Origin of the sequence: uncultured Kluyvera sp. (genome assembly GCF_902485085.1) — a bacterium.
Classification (GTDB): Bacteria; Pseudomonadota; Gammaproteobacteria; order Enterobacterales; family Enterobacteriaceae; genus Kluyvera; species Kluyvera ascorbata.
On record NZ_CABTJS010000036.1, the window covers coordinates 1 to 21,734 of the forward strand.

The 21,734-nt window shown below is 54.5% G+C and carries 21 protein-coding genes and 1 pseudogene; 18 read left to right on the plus strand and 4 right to left on the minus strand.

The window, feature by feature from the left end; translation table 11 throughout:
* Positions 1-305: 305 nt before the first annotated feature.
* The gene (livJ, locus tag RDN66_RS05345) at positions 306-1,409 is read left to right on the plus strand and encodes a branched chain amino acid ABC transporter substrate-binding protein LivJ (RefSeq protein WP_115073690.1); all 1,104 of its coding nucleotides are present in this window, start codon (positions 306-308) and stop codon (positions 1,407-1,409) included.
* A 155-nt stretch (positions 1,410-1,564) separates the two neighbouring features.
* Here livJ and panM read toward each other — a convergent pair whose 3' ends face one another.
* A complete protein-coding gene (panM, locus tag RDN66_RS05350; RefSeq protein WP_123650892.1) occupies positions 1,565-1,948 on the minus strand; it encodes an aspartate 1-decarboxylase autocleavage activator PanM in 384 nt (127 codons plus the stop codon).
* Between the two features lie 444 nt (positions 1,949-2,392).
* Here panM and livK point away from each other — a divergent pair, with 444 nt between their 5' ends.
* The 12 genes from livK (at position 2,393) to ugpQ (ending at position 13,179) form a co-directional block, all read left to right on the plus strand.
* Complete coding sequence (gene livK / locus RDN66_RS05355) at positions 2,393-3,502, plus strand: high-affinity branched-chain amino acid ABC transporter substrate-binding protein LivK (protein ID WP_035892180.1); 1,110 nt, start codon at positions 2,393-2,395, stop codon at positions 3,500-3,502.
* A 54-nt stretch (positions 3,503-3,556) separates the two neighbouring features.
* Positions 3,557-4,483 (plus strand): high-affinity branched-chain amino acid ABC transporter permease LivH, encoded by a 927-nt coding sequence (gene livH, locus RDN66_RS05360; protein WP_035892178.1) that lies wholly within the window; start codon positions 3,557-3,559, stop codon positions 4,481-4,483.
* A complete protein-coding gene (gene livM / locus RDN66_RS05365; protein WP_035892176.1) occupies positions 4,480-5,760 on the plus strand; it encodes a branched chain amino acid ABC transporter permease LivM in 1,281 nt (426 codons plus the stop codon). Before livH ends, livM begins: the two co-directional genes overlap by 4 nt.
* Entirely contained in the window at positions 5,757-6,524 is a 768-nt protein-coding gene (livG, locus tag RDN66_RS05370; RefSeq protein WP_035892174.1) for a high-affinity branched-chain amino acid ABC transporter ATP-binding protein LivG, read from the plus strand. The genes livM and livG overlap by 4 nt, the downstream gene beginning before the upstream one ends.
* A gap of 1 nt (position 6,525) precedes the next feature.
* Complete coding sequence (gene livF, locus RDN66_RS05375) at positions 6,526-7,239, plus strand: high-affinity branched-chain amino acid ABC transporter ATP-binding protein LivF (RefSeq protein ID WP_081918523.1); 714 nt, start codon at positions 6,526-6,528, stop codon at positions 7,237-7,239.
* A 136-nt stretch (positions 7,240-7,375) separates the two neighbouring features.
* Positions 7,376-7,597, plus strand: a complete 222-nt coding sequence (locus RDN66_RS05380; RefSeq protein ID WP_202217042.1) for a type II toxin-antitoxin system Phd/YefM family antitoxin — start codon at positions 7,376-7,378, stop codon at positions 7,595-7,597.
* Complete coding sequence (locus tag RDN66_RS05385) at positions 7,594-7,962, plus strand: type II toxin-antitoxin system death-on-curing family toxin (RefSeq protein WP_035892171.1); 369 nt, start codon at positions 7,594-7,596, stop codon at positions 7,960-7,962. The genes RDN66_RS05380 and RDN66_RS05385 overlap by 4 nt, the downstream gene beginning before the upstream one ends.
* A 260-nt stretch (positions 7,963-8,222) precedes the next feature.
* Positions 8,223-9,539 carry a sn-glycerol-3-phosphate ABC transporter substrate-binding protein UgpB gene (gene ugpB, locus RDN66_RS05390; protein ID WP_035892169.1) on the plus strand — a complete coding sequence of 439 codons (1,317 nt, stop codon included), beginning with the start codon at positions 8,223-8,225 and terminating at the stop codon, positions 9,537-9,539.
* Between the two features lie 100 nt (positions 9,540-9,639).
* Entirely contained in the window at positions 9,640-10,527 is an 888-nt protein-coding gene (gene ugpA / locus RDN66_RS05395; RefSeq protein ID WP_035892166.1) for a sn-glycerol-3-phosphate ABC transporter permease UgpA, read from the plus strand.
* Positions 10,524-11,369 (plus strand): sn-glycerol-3-phosphate ABC transporter permease UgpE, encoded by an 846-nt coding sequence (ugpE, locus tag RDN66_RS05400; protein ID WP_035892165.1) that lies wholly within the window; start codon positions 10,524-10,526, stop codon positions 11,367-11,369. Before ugpA ends, ugpE begins: the two co-directional genes overlap by 4 nt.
* A gap of 2 nt (positions 11,370-11,371) precedes the next feature.
* Positions 11,372-12,442, plus strand: a complete 1,071-nt coding sequence (locus tag RDN66_RS05405; protein ID WP_308537648.1) for a sn-glycerol-3-phosphate import ATP-binding protein UgpC — start codon at positions 11,372-11,374, stop codon at positions 12,440-12,442.
* Entirely contained in the window at positions 12,439-13,179 is a 741-nt protein-coding gene (gene ugpQ, locus RDN66_RS05410; RefSeq protein WP_035892162.1) for a glycerophosphodiester phosphodiesterase, read from the plus strand. Before RDN66_RS05405 ends, ugpQ begins: the two co-directional genes overlap by 4 nt.
* An 8-nt stretch (positions 13,180-13,187) precedes the next feature.
* Here ugpQ and RDN66_RS05415 read toward each other — a convergent pair.
* A pseudogene (locus RDN66_RS05415) lies at positions 13,188-13,496 on the minus strand (DUF2756 family protein); the annotation flags it as partial.
* 119 nt (positions 13,497-13,615) lie between these two features.
* Between RDN66_RS05415 and ggt the strand changes: the two are divergent.
* From ggt to RDN66_RS05435, 4 genes are all read left to right on the plus strand, one after another.
* Complete coding sequence (gene ggt / locus RDN66_RS05420) at positions 13,616-15,361, plus strand: gamma-glutamyltransferase (RefSeq protein WP_374043988.1); 1,746 nt, start codon at positions 13,616-13,618, stop codon at positions 15,359-15,361.
* Positions 15,362-15,562: 201 nt separating this feature from the next.
* Positions 15,563-17,557 carry a type VI secretion system tube protein TssD gene (gene tssD / locus RDN66_RS05425; RefSeq protein ID WP_308537649.1) on the plus strand — a complete coding sequence of 665 codons (1,995 nt, stop codon included), beginning with the start codon at positions 15,563-15,565 and terminating at the stop codon, positions 17,555-17,557.
* Positions 17,554-18,240 carry a DUF2931 family protein gene (locus RDN66_RS05430; protein ID WP_308537650.1) on the plus strand — a complete coding sequence of 229 codons (687 nt, stop codon included), beginning with the start codon at positions 17,554-17,556 and terminating at the stop codon, positions 18,238-18,240. The genes tssD and RDN66_RS05430 overlap by 4 nt, the downstream gene beginning before the upstream one ends.
* On the plus strand, positions 18,240-18,944 hold the full coding sequence (locus RDN66_RS05435) for a DUF2931 family protein (protein WP_227675127.1): 705 nt from the start codon (positions 18,240-18,242) through the stop codon (positions 18,942-18,944). Before RDN66_RS05430 ends, RDN66_RS05435 begins: the two co-directional genes overlap by 1 nt.
* A gap of 53 nt (positions 18,945-18,997) precedes the next feature.
* On the opposite strand, the gene yhhY is transcribed toward RDN66_RS05435, so the two are convergent.
* Together yhhY and RDN66_RS05445 are read right to left on the minus strand one after the other, a co-directional pair.
* Entirely contained in the window at positions 18,998-19,489 is a 492-nt protein-coding gene (gene yhhY, locus RDN66_RS05440; RefSeq protein ID WP_202217047.1) for an N-acetyltransferase, read from the minus strand.
* A gap of 197 nt (positions 19,490-19,686) precedes the next feature.
* Entirely contained in the window at positions 19,687-20,358 is a 672-nt protein-coding gene (locus tag RDN66_RS05445) for a polymer-forming cytoskeletal protein (protein ID WP_202218059.1), read from the minus strand.
* 263 nt (positions 20,359-20,621) lie between these two features.
* Here RDN66_RS05445 and RDN66_RS05450 point away from each other — a divergent pair, with 263 nt between their 5' ends.
* On the plus strand, positions 20,622-21,659 hold the full coding sequence (locus tag RDN66_RS05450) for an oxidoreductase (protein ID WP_308537651.1): 1,038 nt from the start codon (positions 20,622-20,624) through the stop codon (positions 21,657-21,659).
* Positions 21,660-21,734 lie beyond the last annotated feature (75 nt).

Genomic DNA, 21,734 nt, shown 5'->3' on the forward strand with positions numbered 1-21,734 from the left:
GCTTCGCTTGGCCGGGCTACAGGACATGGTAGCCCGGCCAAGCGAAGCGCCGCCGGGGATACACCCTACTCCCAAGCCACTCCGATGAGTGGCTTTTTTTTGTCATTTTTGCGTTACAAATCCGTCAAAATTAACGTTTCAAATTCATAAAAATGGGGTATGTTTTAGCAGAGTATGCTGCAAAAGCACAGGCAGCGTCCCTTAATATTAATATCTTATACTTACCATGCGTCTGATATAAGAATAATGTGCTAAATAACAACATCACAACAAATGCAATAACCATAACAATGGGGAACCTCAGGATGAAAATGAAGGGTAAAGCGTTACTGGCAGGATGTATTGCACTGGCATTCAGCAATATGGCATTAGCAGAAAATATTAAAGTTGCTGTTGTTGGCGCGATGTCCGGCCCGGTTGCGCAGTACGGTGACCAGGAGTTCAGCGGTGCGACTCAGGCGGTTGCCGACATTAACGCCAAGGGCGGTATCAAAGGCAATAAGCTGGAAATCGTAAAATATGATGATGCCTGTGACCCAAAACAAGCGGTTGCGGTAGCGAACAAAGTGGTGAACGACGGGATCAAATACGTCATTGGTCACCTCTGCTCCTCCTCCACGCAGCCAGCGTCTGATATCTATGAAGACGAAGGCATTCTGATGATCACCCCAGCGGCGACCGCACCGGAACTGACGGCGCGTGGCTACAAGCTGATTCTGCGTACTACCGGTCTGGACTCCGACCAGGGCCCAACTGCGGCGAAATACATTCTCGAGAAAGTGAAGCCACAGCGCATCGCCGTTGTTCACGATAAGCAGCAGTACGGTGAAGGTCTGGCACGCGCGGTTCAGGATGGTCTGAAGAAAGGCGGCGCGAACGTGGTCTTCTTCGACGGTATCACTGCTGGTGAGAAAGACTTCTCCACGCTGGTTGCGCGCCTGAAGAAAGAGAACATCGACTTTGTTTACTTCGGTGGTTACCACCCTGAGATGGGTCAGATCCTGCGTCAGGCGCGTGCTGCTGGCCTGAAAACCCAGTTCATGGGGCCGGAAGGCGTGGCAAACGTGTCGCTGTCTAACATCGCGGGTGATTCTGCGGAAGGTCTGTTGGTGACGAAACCTAAGAACTACGACCAGGTTCCAGCGAACAAACCAATCGTAGATGCTATCAAGGCGAAGAAACAGGATCCAAGCGGCGCGTTCGTATGGACCACTTACGCTGCGCTGCAGTCCCTGCAGGCGGGCCTGAACCATTCTGACGATCCGGCTGAGATTGCCAAATACCTGAAAGCCAACACCGTGGATACCGTCATGGGTCCGCTGTCGTGGGATGAGAAAGGTGACCTGAAAGGCTTCGAATTCGGCATCTTTAACTGGCACGCTAACGGTACGGCGACCGACGCGAAGTAAGACGTTATTGCGCTACGAAACCGCATCAAATGTAGGCCGGATAAGGCGTATGCCGCCATCCGGCAATGTGCGCAGCGCTGCCTGATGGCGCTGCGCTTATCTGGCCTACACGAGATGTAGCCCGGCCGAGGCGTTAGCCGACGCCGGGATCGGCACTACCCTCGAACCCAGCCCTCAGCATGCATCGTAAAGCCCAGCGCTTTGGCAAATGCGGCCATTTCCAGGCTCTCTTCCACGCCTGCTTTGCTCAACGTCCAGCGGCTGATCTGTGGGTTATCGCGCATCACTTCTTCAACCAGATACTGCCCCACGCCGCGGCGGCGGGTAACTTCGCGTACGCACAAACCGTTAAGCACGCCCTGGCTATTGCCCAGTGTGACTTCTACCGCTGCCAGCAGGCGCTCGTTAAAACGGGCGGCGTACAGGCGGTGAGTCTCATCAAGGTGCTGCTCGTTGGGGGACTGTGCAGGCCAGATTTTACCGAGGCAGATGTGGTCCTGGTCGCTCAGGGTTTCTAAACGAATGATGGTCAGCTTCATGGGCAGTTTGCTCAAATCTCGAAAATGGTGGTCAGTGTACTCAATTTATTCTGTCGGAAGCTTTCTCTTTTTTGGCTTGTTCAGTAGGGGATTAATTTTTCGTTATCTATGCAGACAGTTTGAAACATCATGGATCGAAAAATACTCAGAGTTTTAACCTAAAAACTAGCATTTTATTCGGCTTATTGTGTCGTTATTTTATGCTGCTGTTCGGGCTTTTTTTTGTTTATCTATGGCAAAAATCAGAATATTATCTTTTCTTAATAGACTGAAAAATAGAGAATTTAGTCTGTATTTCGCTAAAAAGCTGCGCTAACCCATTAAAGATAATGGCAAAAGTAGCGTTGTATATTAAAAGTACAGAATGCTTTTTAACCACCAAACAACAAAATATATACACGCCACGACGTGTAAACACGACATCACGAATGGGGATCCCGAAGTATGAAAAGGAATACAAAAACAGTAATCGCAGGGATGATCGCGCTGGCTATGTCACACGCGGCGATGGCTGAGGATATTAAGGTTGCCGTCGTCGGCGCCATGTCTGGCCCAGTCGCGCAGTGGGGCGATATGGAGTTCAACGGTGCGCGTCAGGCCATTAAAGACATCAACGCCAAGGGCGGCATCAAAGGCGACAAACTGGTGGGCGTTGAGTACGACGACGCCTGTGACCCGAAACAAGCGGTGGCGGTTGCCAACAAAATCGTCAACGACGGCATTAAATATGTGATTGGCCACCTCTGCTCTTCCTCCACGCAGCCGGCTTCTGACATCTATGAGGATGAAGGCATTCTGATGATCTCTCCGGGCGCGACCAACCCAGAGCTGACCCAGCGTGGCTACCACTACATCATGCGTACCGCTGGCCTGGACTCCTCTCAGGGCCCAACCGCCGCCAACTACATCCTGAATAAAGTGAAGCCGCAGCGCATCGCCATTATTCACGACAAGCAGCAGTACGGTGAAGGTCTGGCGCGTTCTGTGCAGGAAGGTCTGAAGGCTGGGAAAGCCAATATCGTTTTCTTCGACGGGATTACTGCCGGTGAAAAAGACTTCTCCGCGCTGATTGCGCGTCTGCAAAAAGAGAATATCGACTTCGTTTACTACGGTGGCTACTACCCGGAAATGGGACAGATGCTGCGCCAGGCGCGTGCGGTTGGCCTGAAAACCCAATTTATGGGCCCAGAAGGCGTAGGTAACGCTTCGCTGTCGAACATCGCGGGTAACGCGGCGGAGGGCATGCTGGTGACCATGCCAAAACGCTATGACCAGGATCCGACAAACAGCGCTATCGTCGATGCCCTGAAAGCGCAGAAGAAAGACCCAACCGGGCCATACGTCTGGATCACCTACGCCGCCGTGCAGTCTCTGGCGACCGCCATGGAGCGTACCGGTAGCGATGACCCGCAGGCGCTGATTAAAGACTTGAAAGCAAACGGTGCGAAAACCGTGATTGGGCCGCTGAGCTGGGATGACAAAGGCGATCTGAAAGGATTTGAGTTCGGGGTCTTCCAGTGGCATGCCGACGGCTCATCCACCGCGGTGAAGTAACCTTCATTTCCCCCTGGCGGGCGTAGATTCGCAGGGGTAGCAAAAGGCTAATATATGTCAGAGCAGGTTCTCTACTTTGTGCAGCAGATGTTTAACGGCGTAACGCTGGGAAGCACCTATGCACTGATCGCCATCGGTTACACCATGGTGTACGGGATTATCGGCATGATCAACTTCGCCCACGGCGAGGTGTACATGATCGGTAGTTATGTCTCCTTTATGATCATCGCCGCGCTGATGATGATGGGCATCGATACCGGCTGGCTGCTGGTCGCTGCCGGCTTCATCGGGGCGATTGTGATTGCCAGCGCCTACGGCTGGAGTATCGAACGGGTGGCTTACCGTCCGGTGCGTAGCTCCAAGCGTCTGATTGCGCTGATCTCCGCCATCGGGATGTCTATCTTCCTGCAAAACTACGTCAGCCTGACCGAAGGTTCGCGCGACATCGCGCTGCCGAGCCTGTTTAACGGTCAGTGGATTGTCGGCAGCAGCGAAAACTTCTCCGCCTCTATCACCACCATGCAGCTGGTTATCTGGATTGTAACCTTCGTTGCTATGCTGGCGCTGACGCTGTTTATCCGCTACTCCCGCATGGGACGCGCCTGCCGTGCCTGCGCGGAAGACCTGAAAATGGCGAGCCTGCTCGGCATTAACACCGACCGTGTGATTGCCCTGACGTTTGTCATTGGCGCAGCGATGGCGGCGGTGGCGGGCGTACTGCTGGGTCAATTCTACGGCGTTATCAACCCGTACATCGGCTTTATGGCCGGGATGAAAGCCTTCACCGCGGCGGTACTCGGCGGTATCGGCAGTATTCCAGGCGCAATGATCGGCGGGCTTATCCTCGGCATTGCGGAAGCGTTGTCCTCAGCGTATCTGAGCACCGAATATAAAGACGTTGTGTCGTTCGCGCTGCTGATCGTGGTGCTGCTGGTGATGCCGACCGGCATCCTGGGCCGCCCGGAGGTAGAGAAAGTATGAAACCGATGCAATTTGCGATGGCGCTGCTCTCTGCCGCCATGTTCTTTGTACTGGCTGGCGTCTTTATGGGCGTTCAGTTGCAACTCGACGGCACTAAACTGGTGGTCGGCAGCGCGGCGGATATCCGCTGGCAGTGGATCTTTATCGGCACCGCGGTAGTCTTTTTCTTCCAGATGCTGCGACCGCTGTTCCAGAAGGGGCTGAAAAGCGTCTCCGGGCCGAAATTTATTCTGCCCGCTATTGATGGCTCGACGGTTAAGCAGAAACTGTTCCTGGTGGCGCTGCTGGTGATTGCCGTGGCGTGGCCGTTTATGGTCTCGCGCGGTACGGTGGATATCGCCACCCTGACCATGATTTACATCATCCTTGGCCTGGGCCTGAACGTGGTGGTGGGGCTTTCCGGCCTGCTGGTACTGGGCTACGGCGGCTTCTATGCCATTGGCGCTTATACCTTCGCGTTGCTGAACCATTATTACGGTCTCGGCTTCTGGACCTGCCTGCCAATCGCGGGGCTGGTCTCAGCGGCGGCGGGCTTCCTGCTCGGCTTCCCGGTACTGCGTCTGCGCGGTGACTATCTGGCGATTGTGACTTTAGGCTTCGGTGAAATCGTCCGTATCCTGCTTCTTAACAACACCGAAATCACCGGTGGCCCGAACGGTATCAGCCAGATCCCTAAACCGACCTTCTTCGGTCTGGAGTTCAGCCGCAGCGCCCGTGAAGGCGGCTGGGATACCTTCAGTAACTTCTTTAACGTTAAGTACGACCCGTCTGACCGCGTTATCTTCCTTTATCTGGTGGCGCTGCTGCTGGTGGTGCTGAGCCTGTTCGTCATCAACCGCCTGCTGCGTATGCCGCTGGGCCGCGCGTGGGAAGCGCTGCGTGAAGACGAAATCGCCTGTCGCTCGCTGGGCCTGAGCCCAACGCGCATCAAGCTGACCGCTTTTACCATCAGCGCCGCGTTCGCCGGTTTTGCCGGTACGCTGTTCGCCGCGCGCCAGGGCTTTGTCAGCCCGGAATCCTTCACCTTTGCCGAGTCGGCCTTCGTGCTGGCGATTGTGGTACTGGGCGGGATGGGCTCGCAGTTTGCGGTGATCCTTGCGGCAATTCTGCTGGTGGTCTCGCGCGAGCTGATGCGTGACTTTAACGAATACAGCATGCTGATGCTCGGCGGCCTGATGGTCCTGATGATGATCTGGCGTCCGCAGGGGCTTCTGCCGATGACCCGTGTACAGATGAAGTTGAAAAACGGGAAAGCGAAAGAAGGAGAGCAGGCATGAGTCAGCCATTATTATCCGTTAACGGCCTGATGATGCGTTTTGGCGGCCTGCTGGCGGTCAACAACGTGGCGCTGGAGCTGCATCCTCAGGAAATCGTCTCCCTGATTGGCCCGAACGGCGCGGGGAAAACCACGGTCTTTAACTGCCTGACCGGCTTCTACAAGCCGACCGGCGGCACCATTATGCTGCGCGACCAGCACCTGGAAGGGCTGCCGGGCCAGCAGATTGCCCGCATGGGCGTGGTGCGTACCTTCCAGCACGTGCGTCTGTTCCGTGAAATGACGGTGATTGAAAACCTGCTGGTGGCACAGCACCAGCAGTTGAAGACCGGGGTCTTCTCCGGCCTGCTGAAAACGCCATCGTTCAAGCGCGCGCAGAGCGAAGCGCTGGACCGCGCCGCCACCTGGCTTGAGCGTATCGGCCTGTTAGAGCATGCCAATCGTCAGGCCAGTAACCTGGCCTACGGCGACCAGCGTCGTCTGGAAATTGCCCGCTGCATGGTGACGCAGCCGGAAATCCTGATGCTCGACGAACCGGCGGCAGGCCTCAACCCGAAAGAGACCAAAGAGCTGGATGAGCTGATTGCCGAGCTGCGTAACCATCACAACACCACTATCCTGCTGATTGAGCATGATATGAAGCTGGTGATGGGCATTTCCGATCGCATCTACGTGGTGAATCAGGGTACGCCGCTGGCGAACGGTACGCCGGAAGAGATCCGCAACAACCCGGACGTGATCCGCGCTTATCTGGGTGAGGCATAATATGGATAAAGTGATGTTATCGTTTGATAAAGTCAGCGCCCACTACGGCAAGATTCAGGCGCTGCACGACGTCAGCCTGCATATTAATCAGGGTGAAATCGTTACCCTGATTGGCGCCAACGGCGCGGGGAAAACCACGCTGCTCGGCACATTATGCGGCGACCCGCGCGCCACCAGCGGACGCATTGTCTTTGATGATAAAGACATTACCGACTGGCAGACGGCAAAAATCATGCGTGAAGCGGTAGCGATTGTTCCGGAAGGGCGCCGCGTCTTCTCGCGCATGACGGTGGAAGAGAACCTGGCGATGGGCGGCTTTTTCGCTGACCGCGACCAGTTCCAGGAGCGCATCAAATGGGTGTACGACCTGTTCCCACGTCTGCTTGAGCGCCGCATCCAGCGTGCGGGAACCATGTCCGGCGGTGAACAGCAGATGCTGGCAATTGGCCGTGCGCTGATGAGCCAGCCGCGCCTGCTGCTGCTTGATGAGCCTTCTCTGGGTCTGGCTCCGATTATCATCCAGCAGATCTTCGACACCATCGAGCAGCTGCGTAAGCAGGGCATGACCATCTTCCTCGTCGAGCAGAACGCCAACCAGGCGCTGAAGCTCGCCGACCGCGGCTACGTACTGGAAAACGGTCACGTGGTGCTGGAAGACACCGGTGATGCACTGCTGGCGAACGAAGCGGTGCGCAGCGCGTACCTTGGCGGTTAATTTCCTGCAACCCCGGGCGAGGCGCTTGCGCCAATCCCGGGGGAACTTTCAGCACGAAGATATTTAAAAGAGCCTGATGGCTCTTTTTTTGTACATATATGTTGTACAATTAAGACGTACAACTATGGAGGTCTCTATGCGTACGATTAACTATAGCGAGGCACGACAGAATCTAGCCGAAGTGCTGGAGATCGCTGTGACGGGCGTACCTGTCACCATCACACGTCGTGGGCATAAACCTGCGGTCATCATTAGCGCTGAAGAGTTTGAGCGCTATCAGGCAGCCAGACTCGACGATGAATTTGCGGCCATCATGGCGATTCACGGCAACGAGATTGAGGAGTTGGCGGATAAATGAACCTTCAGATTATCTCAGCGGAAGAGATAATAGCGTTTCATGACAGGCTGCTCCGCGTTACGCCTGGTGTTGTGGGCATGCCCGATCCCGGACGTGCGGAAGCGTTAATGTATCGGGTGCTTAACCGGATCGAATATGAGGGTGTGACTGACGTGTGGCTACTGGCAGCAATGCATCTGCTGGCCATATCGCGGGGGCATATTTTCAATGATGGTAATAAGCGCACCGCGCTGTTTATCACGCTGCTGTTTTTAAAGCGCAATGGTATTACGCTCGCGGCCAATCCGGATTATGTGGCGATGACGGTTGAGGCTGCTGCGGGCCAGTTGACGCTGGAGCAAATAGCCTCCCGCTTGCGTGGATAACCCCGGAGGCACTTCGGCGGGCAACCCGTAGCCCGGGCGAGGCGCTTGCGCCGACCCCGGGGGCGGTACTTTCTCTATACGTGTCATAGCTCCCACTTTCCCTTCTTAGAACCGTCACCGCCTTGCCATCCCTTTGTCGCCTTACTATCTTTTTTTTGTAATAAAAAAGTTATTTTTCTGTCATTCGAGCATGTCATGTTACCCCCGCGAACATAAAACGCGTGATATCGCGCATCCCGGCACAAAAAGAGAGATAACCGATGATATCGTTACGACATACAGCTTTAGGATTGGCAATGAGTCTGGCATTCGCAGGTCAGGCTATGGCGGTGACCACTATTCCATTCTGGCATTCAATGGAAGGTGAGCTGGGTAAAGAGGTTGACTCTCTGGCGCAGCGCTTTAACGCCGCCAACCCGGATTACAAAATTCAGCCGGTGTACAAAGGCAACTACGAGCAGAGCCTGAGTGCAGGCATTGCTGCGTTCCGTACCGGTAACGCCCCGGCAATTTTGCAGGTGTATGAAGTCGGTACCGCCACCATGATGGCGTCAAAAGCGATTAAGCCGGTATATCAGGTGTTTGACGAAGCCGGTATCAAGTTCGATGAATCTCAGTTTGTGCCGACAGTTTCCGGTTACTACACCGACTCCAAAACCGGGCACCTGCTGTCCCAGCCGTTTAACAGCTCCACCCCGGTGCTGTACTACAACAAAGACGCCTTTAAGAAAGCCGGTTTAGACCCGAACCAGCCGCCGAAAACCTGGCAGGATCTGGCGGCCTACACCGCGAAGCTGAAAGCAGCCGGTATGAAGTGCGGCTACGCCAGCGGTTGGCAGGGCTGGATCCAGATTGAAAACTTCAGCGCCTGGCACGGCCTGCCGGTCGCCACCAAAAACAACGGCTTCGACGGTACCGATGCGGTACTGGAGTTCAACAAGCCAGAGCAGGTGAAACACATCGCGCTGCTGGAAGAACTGAACAAGAAGGGTGATTTCAGCTACTTCGGCCGTAAAGATGAGTCCACCGAGAAGTTCTATAACGGTGACTGCGCCATTACCACCGCCTCTTCCGGCTCGCTGGCCGACATTCGTCAGTACGCCAAATTCAACTACGGCGTGGGCATGATGCCTTACGATGCCGACGTGAAGGGCGCACCGCAGAACGCCATTATCGGCGGGGCAAGCCTGTGGGTGATGCAGGGTAAAGACAAAGAGACCTACACCGGCGTGGCGAAATTCCTCGAGTTCCTGGCTAAGCCGGAAATTGCGGCCGAATGGCACCAGAAAACCGGCTACCTGCCAATCACTACCGCCGCGTATGACCTGACCCGTCAGCAGGGCTTCTATGACAAGAACCCAGGTGCCGACATCGCCACGCGTCAGATGCTGAACAAGCCACCGTTGCCGTTCACTAAAGGTCTGCGTCTGGGCAACATGCCGCAGATTCGTACCATCGTGGATGAAGAACTGGAAAGCGTCTGGACCGGTAAGAAAACGCCTCAGCAGGCGCTGGACTCTGCGGTAGAGCGCGGGAATCAGCTGCTGCGTCGCTTCGAGCAATCGACCAAGTCTTAATGTGAAATGCCGGGTGGCGGCTTCGCCTTACCCGGCCTACATCAACGCGTAGGCCGGATAAGCGTAGCGCCATCCGGCACTGCTCAGGAATAAAACCTTCATGTCATCATCCCGTCCGGTGTTTAAATCGCGCTGGCTGCCTTACGCATTGGTCGCCCCACAGCTGATTATCACCGTTATCTTCTTTATCTGGCCCGCTGGCGAAGCGCTGTGGTACTCACTGCAAAGCGTTGACCCGTTTGGCCTTTCCAGCCAGTTCGTTGGCCTGGACAACTTCGTCACGCTGTTCCACGACAGCTACTACCTCGACTCCTTCTGGACGACTATCAAGTTCAGCGGCCTGGTGACGATAAGCGGCCTGCTGGTATCGCTGTTCTTCGCGGCGCTGGTGGATTATGTGGTGCGTGGCAGCCGTCTTTACCAGACGCTGATGCTGCTGCCTTACGCCGTTGCGCCTGCCGTAGCCGCCGTACTGTGGATCTTCCTGTTTAACCCTGGACGTGGGCTGATTACCCATTTCCTCGGCGAGTTCGGCTACGACTGGAACCACGCGCAGAACAGCGGTCAGGCCATGTTCCTGGTGGTCTTCGCCTCGGTGTGGAAACAGATAAGCTACAACTTCTTGTTCTTCTTCGCCGCGCTTCAATCTATTCCGCGCTCGCTGGTCGAGGCTGCTGCCATCGACGGCGCAGGCCCAATTCGCCGTTTCTTCAAGCTGGCGCTGCCGCTGATTGCGCCGGTGAGCTTCTTCCTGCTGGTGGTCAACTTAGTGTACGCCTTCTTCGATACCTTCCCGGTGATCGACGCCGCGACCGCAGGCGGCCCAGTACAGGCCACTACCACGCTGATTTATAAGATTTACCGCGAAGGGTTTGCCGGGCTGGATCTCTCGGCCTCTGCGGCGCAGTCGGTGGTGCTGATGTTCCTCGTTATCATCCTGACCGTGGTGCAGTTCCGCTACGTGGAAAGTAAGGTGCGCTACCAATGATTGAGAACCGTCGCGGGCTGACGATATTCAGCCACACCATGCTGATCCTCGGGATTATCGTTATCCTGTTCCCGCTGTACGTTGCCTTTACGGCAGCGACGCTGGATAACAAAGCGGTGTTTGAAACGCCGATGACGCTGATTCCCGGCGGCCATCTGTTCGAGAACATGAAGGCGATTTGGGTCAACGGCGTGGGCGTCAACAGCGCGCCGTTCTGGCTGATGATGCTCAACAGCTTCATCATGGCCTTTGCCATTACCGTCGGCAAAATCGCGGTGTCGATGCTCTCGGCCTTCGCCATCGTCTGGTTCCGCTTTCCGCTGCGTAACCTGTTCTTCTGGATGATCTTTATCACCCTGATGCTGCCGGTGGAAGTGCGTATCTTCCCGACGGTTGAGGTGATTGCCAACCTGAAGATGCTCGACAGCTACGCGGGTCTGACGCTGCCGCTGATGGCCTCGGCGACCGCCACCTTCCTGTTCCGCCAGTTCTTTATGACCCTGCCGGACGAGCTGATTGAAGCCGCGCGCATTGATGGCGCGTCGCCGATGCGCTTTTTCCGCGACATCGTGCTGCCGCTGTCGAAAACCAACCTCGCGGCGCTGTTCGTGATCACCTTTATTTACGGCTGGAACCAGTACCTCTGGCCGCTGCTGATTATTACCGACGTGAACCTCGGCACCGCCGTGGCAGGCATCAAAGGGATGATCGCCACCGGTGAAGGCACCACGCAGTGGAATCAGGTGATGGCGGCGATGCTGCTCACCCTTATTCCCCCCGTTGTTATCGTTTTAGCCATGCAGCGTGCCTTTGTGCGTGGTTTAGTGGACAGTGAGAAATAAAAATGGCTGGTTTAAAACTACAGGCAGTAACCAAAAGCTGGGACGGTAAAACCCAGGTCATTCAACCGCTGACGCTGGACGTGGCAGACGGGGAATTTATTGTGATGGTCGGCCCGTCGGGCTGCGGAAAGTCGACGCTGCTGCGCATGGTGGCAGGGCTTGAACGCGTGACCAGCGGTGATATCTGGATTGACCGCAAACGCGTGACCGAGATGGAACCGAAAGATCGCGGCATCGCGATGGTGTTCCAGAACTATGCGCTCTACCCGCACATGAGCGTGGAAGAGAACATGGCCTGGGGGCTGAAAATTCGCGGCATGGGCAAAGCACATATTGCCGAGAAAGTGCAGGAAGCGGCGCGCATTCTTGAGCTGGATGGCCTGCTGAAGCGCCGCCCGCGCGAGCTCTCCGGCGGTCAGCGCCAGCGTGTGGCGATGGGCCGCGCCATTGTGCGTGACCCGGCGGTGTTCCTGTTTGATGAACCGCTCTCCAACCTTGATGCTAAGCTGCGCGTGCAGATGCGCCTGGAATTACAGCAGCTTCACCGCCGCCTGAAAACCACCTCTCTGTACGTCACCCACGATCAGGTAGAAGCAATGACCCTCGCCCAGCGGGTGATGGTGATGAACAAAGGCATTGCCGAGCAGATTGGTACGCCGGTGGAAGTGTATGAGAAGCCGGCCAGCCGCTTTGTGGCGAGCTTTATCGGCAGCCCGGCGATGAACCTGCTGGACGGTCAGATTGATGAGTCCGGCCCGCGCTTCGTGCTGGAAAACGGCATGCAGCTGCCGCTGCCTGCTTCGCAACGTGAATACGCCGGCCGCCGTATGACGCTGGGTATCCGCCCGGAACATATTGCGCTAAGCTCGCAGGCCGAAGGCGGCGTGCCGCTGGTGATGGATACGCTGGAAATTCTCGGCGCCGATAACCTGGCCCACGGCCGCTTTGGTGAGCAGAAAATGGTGGTGCGCTTGCCGCATCAGCAGCGTCCGCCCGCGGGCACCACGCTGTGGCTGCATCTGCCGGACGATCATTTGCACCTCTTTGAAGGTGAGACAGGATTACGCGTATGAGCAATTGGCCTTATCCCCACATCGTCGCCCACCGTGGCGGCGGTAAGTTAGCGCCGGAAAACACCCTGGCGGCAATCGACGTTGGCGCACGCTACGGTCATACCATGATTGAGTTTGACGCCAAGCTGTCGAAAGACGGGCAGATTTTCCTGCTGCACGACGACAACCTCGAACGCACCAGCAACGGCTGGGGCGTCGCCGGAGAACTGAACTGGCAGGAATTGCTGCGTGTGGATGCCGGTAGCTGGTTTAACAGCAGCTTCAAGGATGAACCACTGCCGCTGCTGTCGCAGGTGGCGGAACGCTGCCGTCAGCACGGCATGATGGCGAATATCGAAATTAAACCGACCACCGGCTGCGGAACGCTGACCGGTAAAGTGGTGGCGCTGGCTGCCCGCGAACTGTGGGCTGACATGACCCCACCGCTGCTGTCGTCGTTTGAAATTGATGCGCTGGAAGCCGCCCAGCTTGCCGCACCGGAGCTGCCGCGTGGCTTACTGCTGGATGAGTGGCGTGACGACTGGCGCGAACTGACGACACGCCTGGGATGCGTTTCGATTCACCTCAACCATCGACTGCTGGATGAAGCGCGGGTCGATGCGCTGCGTGAAGCGGGGTTGCGGATTCTGGTGTATACCGTGAATAACCCCCAGCGCGCCGCCGAACTGCTGCGCTGGGGTGTTGACTGCATCTGTACCGATGCGATTGATATTATCGGCCCTGACTTCCAGCCTTAATACGGCTTCAGCATGCCGCCGTTGTTATTGGGCAGCGGCTGCTGTTGCTGATTTAGCATGCCTGGCTGCGACTGCTGCACGCGCTGCTGGTTGGTGTTCAGTTGGTTTTGCAGATGCTGCTGTTGCTGCTGCGTCTGCACCTGGCGCTGCTGGTTCAGCATGCTTTTTTGCTGCTGCTGTTGGTTAAGCATACGGGTCTGCATCCGCTGCTGGCTTGGGATCTCATAGCCCGGCTGGTTCGGGTTGTTGTCGATGTTCAGCGGCGCGGCCAGCGCGGTGAACGGCAGCAACGCCGCCAGAATCAGTAATCGTTTCATCGTCTTTCCTCCTTGTAGGGGATTTCTTAAGTTTACTCCTTTCCCACCGTAACGAGGATTATTTCAGCATTATGAACCAGGCTTAGTGGGGACCTCACCGCACTCTCTGGAGAATGATGATGACAATAATGCCGACGTTTTTACGCCGGGTGGCCCTTGCTGCTCTGCTGTCAGGAAGCTGTTTTAGCGCGATTTCTGCCCCTCCACCGCCGCCGGTTTCCTACGGGGTTGAGGAGGATGTCTTTCATCCCGTACGTGCCCAGCATGGCATGGTGGCTTCGGTTGATGCTACCGCTACGCGCGTGGGCGTAGAGATTCTGCGCCAGGGCGGTAACGCCGTGGATGCGGCGGTGGCCGTGGGTTACGCGCTGGCGGTCACTCATCCGCAGGCGGGGAATATCGGCGGCGGCGGGTTTATGATGCTGCGGACCAAAGAGGGCAAAACCACGGCGATTGATTTCCGTGAAATGGCGCCGGAACAGGCGACCCGCGACATGTTCCTCGACGATCATGGCAACCCAGACAGCAAAAAATCGCTGACCTCACATCTGGCTTCCGGCACGCCGGGCACGGTGGCCGGCTTCTCGCTGGCGCTGGAGAAGTACGGCACGATGCCGCTCAATAAAGTGATACGCCCAGCGATTAAACTCGCCAAAGACGGATTCGTGGTGAATGACGCGCTGGCTGACGATCTCAAAACCTACGGTAGTGAAGTGCTGCCTCATCATACCAATAGCAAAGCTATTTTCTGGAAAGACGGTGAGCCGCTTAAAAAGGGCGATAAGCTGGTGCAGACCAACCTGGCGAAAAGCCTGGAACTGATTGCTGAAAACGGCCCGGATGCCTTCTACAAAGGGACGATTGCCGACCAGATTGCCGAGGAGATGCATAAAAACGGCGGCCTGATGACTAAGGCGGACCTGGCAAACTATAAGGCGGTTGAGCGTACGCCCATTAGCGGCGAGTACCGTGGTTACGAAGTCTTTTCAATGCCGCCACCGTCTTCCGGCGGGATCCACATCGTGCAGATCCTCAATATTCTCGAAAACTTCGACCTGCATAAATACGGCTTCGGCAGCGCCGACGCGATGCAGTTGATGGCAGAAGCTGAAAAGCACGCCTACGCCGATCGCTCGGAATACCTCGGCGACCCGGACTTCGTGAAGGTGCCGTGGCAGGCGCTGACCAATAAAGCCTACGCCAAATCTATTGCCGACCAGATTGATATCAACAAGGCCAAACCGTCCAGCCAGATTAAGCCGGGCAAGCTGGCACCGTACGAAAGTAACCAGACCACGCATTTCTCGGTGGTGGATAAAGACGGTAACGCGGTGGCAGTGACCTACACCCTCAACACCACTTTTGGTACCGGCATCGTGGCGGGCAATACCGGCATTCTGATGAATAACGAGATGGATGACTTCTCCGCCAAGCCGGGCGTACCGAACGTCTACGGGCTGGTGGGCGGCGATGCCAACGCGGTCGGGCCGAAGAAACGTCCGCTTTCGTCGATGTCGCCAACGATTGTGGTGAAAGACGGGAAAACCTGGCTGGTCACCGGTAGCCCGGGCGGCAGTCGGATTATCACCACGGTGCTACAAATGGTGGTGAACTCCATCGATTTCGGCATGAACGTGGCGGAAGCCACCAACGCGCCGCGCTTCCACCACCAGTGGTTGCCGGACGAGCTGCGGGTGGAGAAGGGGTTTAGCCCGGATACGTTGAAGCTGCTGGAAGCCAAGGGGCAGAAGGTGGCGGTGAAAGAGGCGATGGGCAGTACGCAGAGCATCATGGTGGACCCGGATGGCACGCTATATGGCGCGTCGGACCCGCGTTCACCGGATGATTTGACTGCGGGGTATTAATATAAATATGGCCCAATAGCTTATTTTTGGGCCATATTTATCACTTGAATAGTATGAGTGTTATTATTTGTTTAATTTGATCCTTTGTTCTTTTATTTTCTGAAAAGCAATAATTAACCTCTTTGTTTTGACGAATGGCAGGAAAGGACGTCTTTTTTTTCATTACCCTTCGTACTTATCATGGAATGAATGGAGTAGGGTGTGAGTGATATTGTCTATTTAACGCTGAGTGGAGAGCGTCAAGGTAATATATCTACCGGGTGCGGAACCCAAAGATCTGTCGGAAACCGATATCAACTCGGACATGAAGATCAGATCTTCATCTTTAACCTGATGCAAAGCACCATAAGTACCGGTGCTGGCGCAAACCCTCAGGGTATTCGATTTTGTAAAATGCTGGATAAGAGTTCGCCGCTATTATACAGCGCGATTAATAACAATGAATCCCTGAATATGACTTTTGATATTTATCGGATCAATCGTTTTGGGCGAATGGAAAAGTATTATGTCATTGAGGTTCGTGGTGCAAGATTAAACAGTATTCAGCTACAGGTGGAAGAAGATACTATAGACTACGAATATATCTCTGCTGATTATGATTATATTCGTTGCAGCCACCTTGCGGCAGGCACGGAGTTTGACCATCTGGTGACGCCGGAAAACTACCAGCGGCTGTTTCCTCCCGCACCAGCTCTGCCTGAATCCAAACCACCCGAAGAGCCTGTTGTGCGACGCGTGACGCTGGTGTTGGGGATCTTTTTTGATGGGACGGGAAATAATGCGGTGAATACGGGGAATATGCTGGCGGCGTGTTCGGCGGAGCACTTTGATATCCAGAGTCTGGATGCGGAAAGTATTGTTAAGCGAAATGTTTCAGAAAAGATGGGGATTAAGGGAATGGGGGCGACAAGTTACTCAGGGTATTACACAAACATTCATTGGTTGAGTGAGTTGTATCGCCGAGCATTCTCCGTTACTGACAGTTATATTCAACGTGGTATCTATATTGAGGGGATAGGTACTCAAGCAGGTGAACCAGATAGCGTGATTGGTATGGGGCTTGGAATTTCTGATAGTGGCGTAATTGCGAAAACTAATAATGCCGTACAAAAATTAACCTCATCAATAGCTGCGGCACTGGATTCTCTGGATGGAGAATATAGTGTGGAAGCTTTACTTATTGATATATTTGGATTTAGCCGCGGAGCGGCGGCAGCGCGACATTTTGCCAATCGTATCCAGTCTGAGGATAGCGCTATTGTTAACGCGATTAAGGTCGGGATGGGGAGTCATACCTATAGTGGCGCACCCGCAGGGAAAACCCGTTTTATCGGCATCTTTGATACGGTTGCGGCTATTGGTACTCCCACCAATGGACTCAACCCACATAGTGCCGACACGGGGGAGGTCAATCTTTCTCTGCGCCCCGGCGTGGCCCAGAAGGTATTCCATATCACCGCGCAGCACGAGTGCCGCTATAACTTTGCGCTTAATAGTGTCTCCCCTGCCTGGCCGGAGCTCTCGCTGCCGGGTGTGCATTCTGATATTGGCGGCGGCTATCTGCCGCAGACCCGTGAGGATCTCTTCCTCACTCGCCCGCTAGTCGAAACCCTGTCCGCTGACCAGGCGAATGAACACTCGCGAGTCTATCGACAAGCAATGGCGCAACTGCCGATGCTGGAGCGTTCAGTCGCCATCGCACCCATTATTCGCACCAACGACATCACTCCAGAGGTCTGGGAGGATGACTTGACGCCTAACGATCGCTACGGTCAGATGCAAAAGCGCAGCTTTGCGGCTTTAACGCTGCGCAAGCGTATTGTTAAGCATGACTGGTCGATGGTCACGCTGCGAGTGATGATTGATGCTGCGAAAGAGGCGGGCGTTTTATTTGATGATGTTGAGCGTAAAAAAGGGACGGAACTGCCCGCTGTGCTTGATGATTTTTGTCAGAAAGCTATTGCAATGGGTAAAGCTGCCCGAACCCGGACACCAGCTACGCAGTTTAGCTCCGAGGAAATGGACTCCATTGCCGAGTCCTACATCCACTGTTCAGCAAACTGGAATGCCATTGCTGTAAACCAAAATGGAGGGCTAGGAGGAGGAGCTGCAGTCTCCGAGGTAGTGGGCTTCGTTAATCGGCCTGACGAGGAGTGGAGCCGCACGATATATAACATGGATGGAGTAAAACAATGAGTTTATCAAAAGCACTAGTTCTGGTGTTACTTCTTATTACGGGCTGCAGCCAACCAAAAACTCATCCATTACAGTCAAAACAGGCCGCCAGCGGCGACTGGTCATTGCCATATGAAAAGTGGGGGTTTTCTTTTATAACCCCGTGGCAACTTCCTGCAGACGTGACTCATGTAAGAGTACTTGATACCGACGGCTATCTGTACATTTTCCGTATGCTCGATCCTACATCCCGCGATCCTAACTCAGTCACAACCTGGACGAAAAAAGCACATGGTGGTGGTGCCGATTTAAATCTTGTAAAAATGCCGCCTCAGTACATGATTTTCTGCTGGGATTCCTTTATCGACAGGAAAACATACGAAACCAGCGTGCTATTTTCTCCCGCCACGTGGCAGCGTATGAAGACCCCGGCGAACCATACGCGTCCTTCTGGTGAACCTATCTGGTATCACAATATGTTGTTTGGCCTGTCACCCGGCGGCAAGGTGAGAACCTGGTTCCCGGACGTCGGTAGCCATCCCGCCATCCCTTTTACACCCTATAAAATCAGCACCGTTTCAGGCGCTGATCTTACCCTCTGCAAACAGGAAGGTGCAGACGGAGAGTTCCTGCGTAAATACCGCTACTCCCAGGAGATAGAAGATGGGATGAAAGGGAAAACGTATCCCTATGGAGAGTGGTGATGACAAGGATGGAAAATATGGTGGTTATGGCAAGAACGCTGATACTGATGCTGTTCCTGATTGCAGGCTGCAGCCAGCCGAAAATTCACCCTTTACAATCAAAGCAGGCGGCCAGCGGTGACTGGTCGTTACCCTACGGGAAATGGAGTTTCTCTTTTATCACCCCATGGCGGTTACCAGCCCGGGTGAGGCACGTAAGAGTACTCGATACCGACGGCTATCTGTACATTTTCCGTATGCTCGATAAGACTGCTCAGGATCCCAATTCAGTCACAATCTGGACCACAAAACCTCACGGTGGCAGCGTAAACTTCAACCTCGTAAAAATGCCGCCACAGTATATGATTTTCTGCTGGGACTCCTTTATCGACAGGAAAACTTACGAAACCAGCGTGCTGTTTTCCCCCGCCACGTGGCAGCGTATGAAGACACCTGCCGAGCACCTGTTCCGGGGCAAGGTTCTCTGGTACGACAATATGCTGTTTGGTCTTTCACCGGGAGGCCATGTCAGGATCTGGTTCCCGGATGGGGGCTCATACCCAGCCCCCATTGTTACCCCACACAAAATCAGTACCGTTTCAGGCGCAGATCTTACTCTCTGCAAACAGGAAGGTGCAGACGGAGAGTTCCTGCGCAAATACCGCTACTCTCAGGAGATAGAAGATGGGATGAAAGGGAAAACGTATCCCTATGGTGAGTGGTAGTGTCATTGCCAGGGTAGCCTGAGAAAGAGGTATCAGGCCACCCTGCTTTCAGGCTAAGACTTCATCCGCGCCATAAAATACGCATCCACATACTCCCCGTTGCGCAGCCCGTATTTCCGCCCCGTACCTTCAATCTCAAACCCGTGCTTCTGATAAACCGTCACCGCCGGCGCGTTATCGACAAACACCGTCAGCTCAATGCGGTCGACGCGCAGCCAGTTGTCGCACATATCGATCATGGTGCGCATCAGCGCGCTGGCGACGCCGCGGTTTTGCCAACGGGCGTCGACGCAGATACCAAAATCGGCGACATGGCTGCGGCGAGGGCGCTGGGCAACGGCGATGCAGAGGTGCCCAACCACCTGCTCGCCAATACAGGCGACGAGCTGTTTAATACCGGGCTGGTCGGCTAGCCGTTCTTGCCACATATGGTTGGAAGGATGAGGGACCTGTAGCGTGTTGTGATACACCTCTGGCTGGGCATGGATCTGACGGATTGCGTCGTAATCTTCAGGTTCAGCGTGGCGAATCACGATGTCACTCATTCTCTTTTCCTTTGTGGTTTAAAAGTCCCTTTTAACATCATTGATTTTGAAATGTGCGTCAATTAGCTTTTTTTGCAAAAAACGTTGGACAAGTGCGAATGAGAATGATTATTATTGTCCTGCGTTCAGGGCGTCCTTGCGGAGAACCTGAAAGCACGACATTGCTCACATTGCTTCCAGTATTACTTTAGCCAGCTTTAAGCTGGCTTTTTTTTGTCATTTTTTTCTGCTGCCTTGCTGATGCCTACGGATGCTGGGGTCTCATGAGTAAAACCAGGCACATTATTTTTCCCCGTTTCAGTGGGTAGAATTTCGGCCTGGCCGGAGAATTTCCCGCCTTTCTTAATGGCCAGATGGTTGTAAGCGATGGTGCCGAGTACATAACCATTTTCGGCGATTTCCAGCGACTGGCTGCGACATTGCCCCACTACGTTACCGTCGATGATAAGCTCCCTGCAGGTGATGTTGCCCTCGACTAGCCCGCCGTGAATGATTTTTATCAGCCCGTCTCCGGCCTCAATGTTGCCTTTCAACGAGCCATAAATGTAGACATGCCCGCTTGAGGCAATATTCCCCTCAAAGCACACGTTGCTCGCTATCACCGTCGGGTCCTGTTTTTTGGTGCCGGTCGACTCTTTTTCTTCGCAAGGGAGTGGAATGGATGATGGTGATGGGGAAGGGGTAACGTCTGTGGACTTATTCTTTTTAAACATGTGGCTGGCCTGATTTAGTTTGATATGGAGGACAAAAGAGAAGAGGGAACATGCACCGGACAAGCACGCCAGAGAGGAGACGTTGAAAAACCAGGCTATCAGAGCGAGTAGCCAGAAAAAAATGGTGCAGTTAACGGCGAGAAACTCTCTTCCCATGAGCAATTGGTGGTGACTCCATTAGCGGAATTTCGTTGAGAAATACTCCTTATTTCACAGGCACTCTTATCCAGAATTTGCCCGGGGCGGTCAACGTTTTTGCATGGTTTTAGGAATTTAACCCGTTATTTATTATGGAGTTATTTGTGATTCTTATAAGCCGCATTCCACGTATTCCCTTGGCCTATTTTTAGCCCCACGGGGATTCATTTCACTGCAAGGTGCGTTATGGTGTTCAGCAAACATTTCAAAAGGACTGAACCATGACTCTGCACTGTGCCTTTATCGGTTTTGGCAAAAGCGCCACCCGTTATCATCTTCCCTATGTTCTTGAGCGAAAAGCGGACTGGCATGTCGCGCATATCTATCGCCGCAGCCCAAAAGCGGACGAGCAGGCGCCGCAGTACGCACATATTCACTTCACCAGCGAACTGGACGACATTCTGAATGACCCGCAGGTGAAACTGGTGGTGGTGTGTACCCACGCCGATAGCCACTTCGAATACGCAAAAAAGGCGCTGGAAGCGGGCAAGAACGTGCTGGTGGAAAAGCCGTTTACGCCCACGCTTGCCGAAGCTAAAACGCTCTTTGCGCTGGCGAAAAGCAAAGGGTTGACGGTGTCTCCATACCAGAACCGCCGCTTTGACTCCTGCTTCCTGACCGCGAAAAAAGCCATTGAAAGCGGCAAGCTGGGTGAGATTGTGGAAGTGGAAAGCCATTTCGATTACTACCGCCCGGAATCACCAACTCAGCCGGGCCGCCCGCAGGATGGCGCGTTTTATGGCCTGGGCGTGCACACCATGGACCAGATAATCTCGCTGTTCGGCCGCCCGGATCACGCTTCCTACGATATCCGCAGCCTGCGCAACCCGGCCAACCCGGACGACACCTTTGAAGCGCAGCTCTACTACGGCAACCTGAAGGCTATCGTTAAAACCAGCCACCTGGTGAAAATCGACTACCCGAAATTCATCGTTCACGGCACCAAAGGGTCGTTTGTGAAATACGGTATCGACCAGCAGGAAACCAGCCTTAAAGCGGGCATTATGCCGGGCGATGCGAATTTTGCGGCGGACGACTCTGTCTCTTACCTGGAATACGTCAACGACGCGGGCGATACGGTGAAAGAGCAGTGGCAGGCGGAGCGCGGTGACTACGGTCGCGTGTACGATGCGCTGTACCAGACGTTGACAAACGGCACGCCGAATTTTGTCAAGGAAACTGAGGCTCTGACCAATATGGAACTGCTTGAACGGGTCTTTGAACAGCCTGCTCCTGCCACGATAAGCCTCACCAAATAAGCAAACAGGGCTCCTCCGTTCTTATTCATATTTTTTGAACAGAGGAGTCAATTTTCACCCACTATCATCCTGAGC

Excerpts from the sequence above, each read along its gene's own strand:
- livJ (WP_115073690.1), top strand. The coding sequence starts at position 306 with ATGAAAATGAAGGGTAAAGCGTTACTGGCAGGATGTATTGCACTGGCA.
- panM (WP_123650892.1), bottom strand. The coding sequence starts at position 1,948 with ATGAAGCTGACCATCATTCGTTTAGAAACCCTGAGCGACCAGGACCAC.
- livK (WP_035892180.1), top strand. The coding sequence starts at position 2,393 with ATGAAAAGGAATACAAAAACAGTAATCGCAGGGATGATCGCGCTGGCT.
- livH (WP_035892178.1), top strand. The coding sequence starts at position 3,557 with ATGTCAGAGCAGGTTCTCTACTTTGTGCAGCAGATGTTTAACGGCGTA.
- livM (WP_035892176.1), top strand. The coding sequence starts at position 4,480 with ATGAAACCGATGCAATTTGCGATGGCGCTGCTCTCTGCCGCCATGTTC.
- livG (WP_035892174.1), top strand. The coding sequence starts at position 5,757 with ATGAGTCAGCCATTATTATCCGTTAACGGCCTGATGATGCGTTTTGGC.
- livF (WP_081918523.1), top strand. The coding sequence starts at position 6,526 with ATGGATAAAGTGATGTTATCGTTTGATAAAGTCAGCGCCCACTACGGC.
- RDN66_RS05380 (WP_202217042.1), top strand. The coding sequence starts at position 7,376 with ATGCGTACGATTAACTATAGCGAGGCACGACAGAATCTAGCCGAAGTG.
- RDN66_RS05385 (WP_035892171.1), top strand. The coding sequence starts at position 7,594 with ATGAACCTTCAGATTATCTCAGCGGAAGAGATAATAGCGTTTCATGAC.
- ugpB (WP_035892169.1), top strand. The coding sequence starts at position 8,223 with ATGATATCGTTACGACATACAGCTTTAGGATTGGCAATGAGTCTGGCA.
- ugpA (WP_035892166.1), top strand. The coding sequence starts at position 9,640 with ATGTCATCATCCCGTCCGGTGTTTAAATCGCGCTGGCTGCCTTACGCA.
- ugpE (WP_035892165.1), top strand. The coding sequence starts at position 10,524 with ATGATTGAGAACCGTCGCGGGCTGACGATATTCAGCCACACCATGCTG.
- RDN66_RS05405 (WP_308537648.1), top strand. The coding sequence starts at position 11,372 with ATGGCTGGTTTAAAACTACAGGCAGTAACCAAAAGCTGGGACGGTAAA.
- ugpQ (WP_035892162.1), top strand. The coding sequence starts at position 12,439 with ATGAGCAATTGGCCTTATCCCCACATCGTCGCCCACCGTGGCGGCGGT.
- ggt (WP_374043988.1), top strand. The coding sequence starts at position 13,616 with ATGACAATAATGCCGACGTTTTTACGCCGGGTGGCCCTTGCTGCTCTG.
- RDN66_RS05430 (WP_308537650.1), top strand. The coding sequence starts at position 17,554 with ATGAGTTTATCAAAAGCACTAGTTCTGGTGTTACTTCTTATTACGGGC.
- RDN66_RS05435 (WP_227675127.1), top strand. The coding sequence starts at position 18,240 with ATGACAAGGATGGAAAATATGGTGGTTATGGCAAGAACGCTGATACTG.
- yhhY (WP_202217047.1), bottom strand. The coding sequence starts at position 19,489 with ATGAGTGACATCGTGATTCGCCACGCTGAACCTGAAGATTACGACGCA.
- RDN66_RS05445 (WP_202218059.1), bottom strand. The coding sequence starts at position 20,358 with ATGGGAAGAGAGTTTCTCGCCGTTAACTGCACCATTTTTTTCTGGCTA.
- RDN66_RS05450 (WP_308537651.1), top strand. The coding sequence starts at position 20,622 with ATGACTCTGCACTGTGCCTTTATCGGTTTTGGCAAAAGCGCCACCCGT.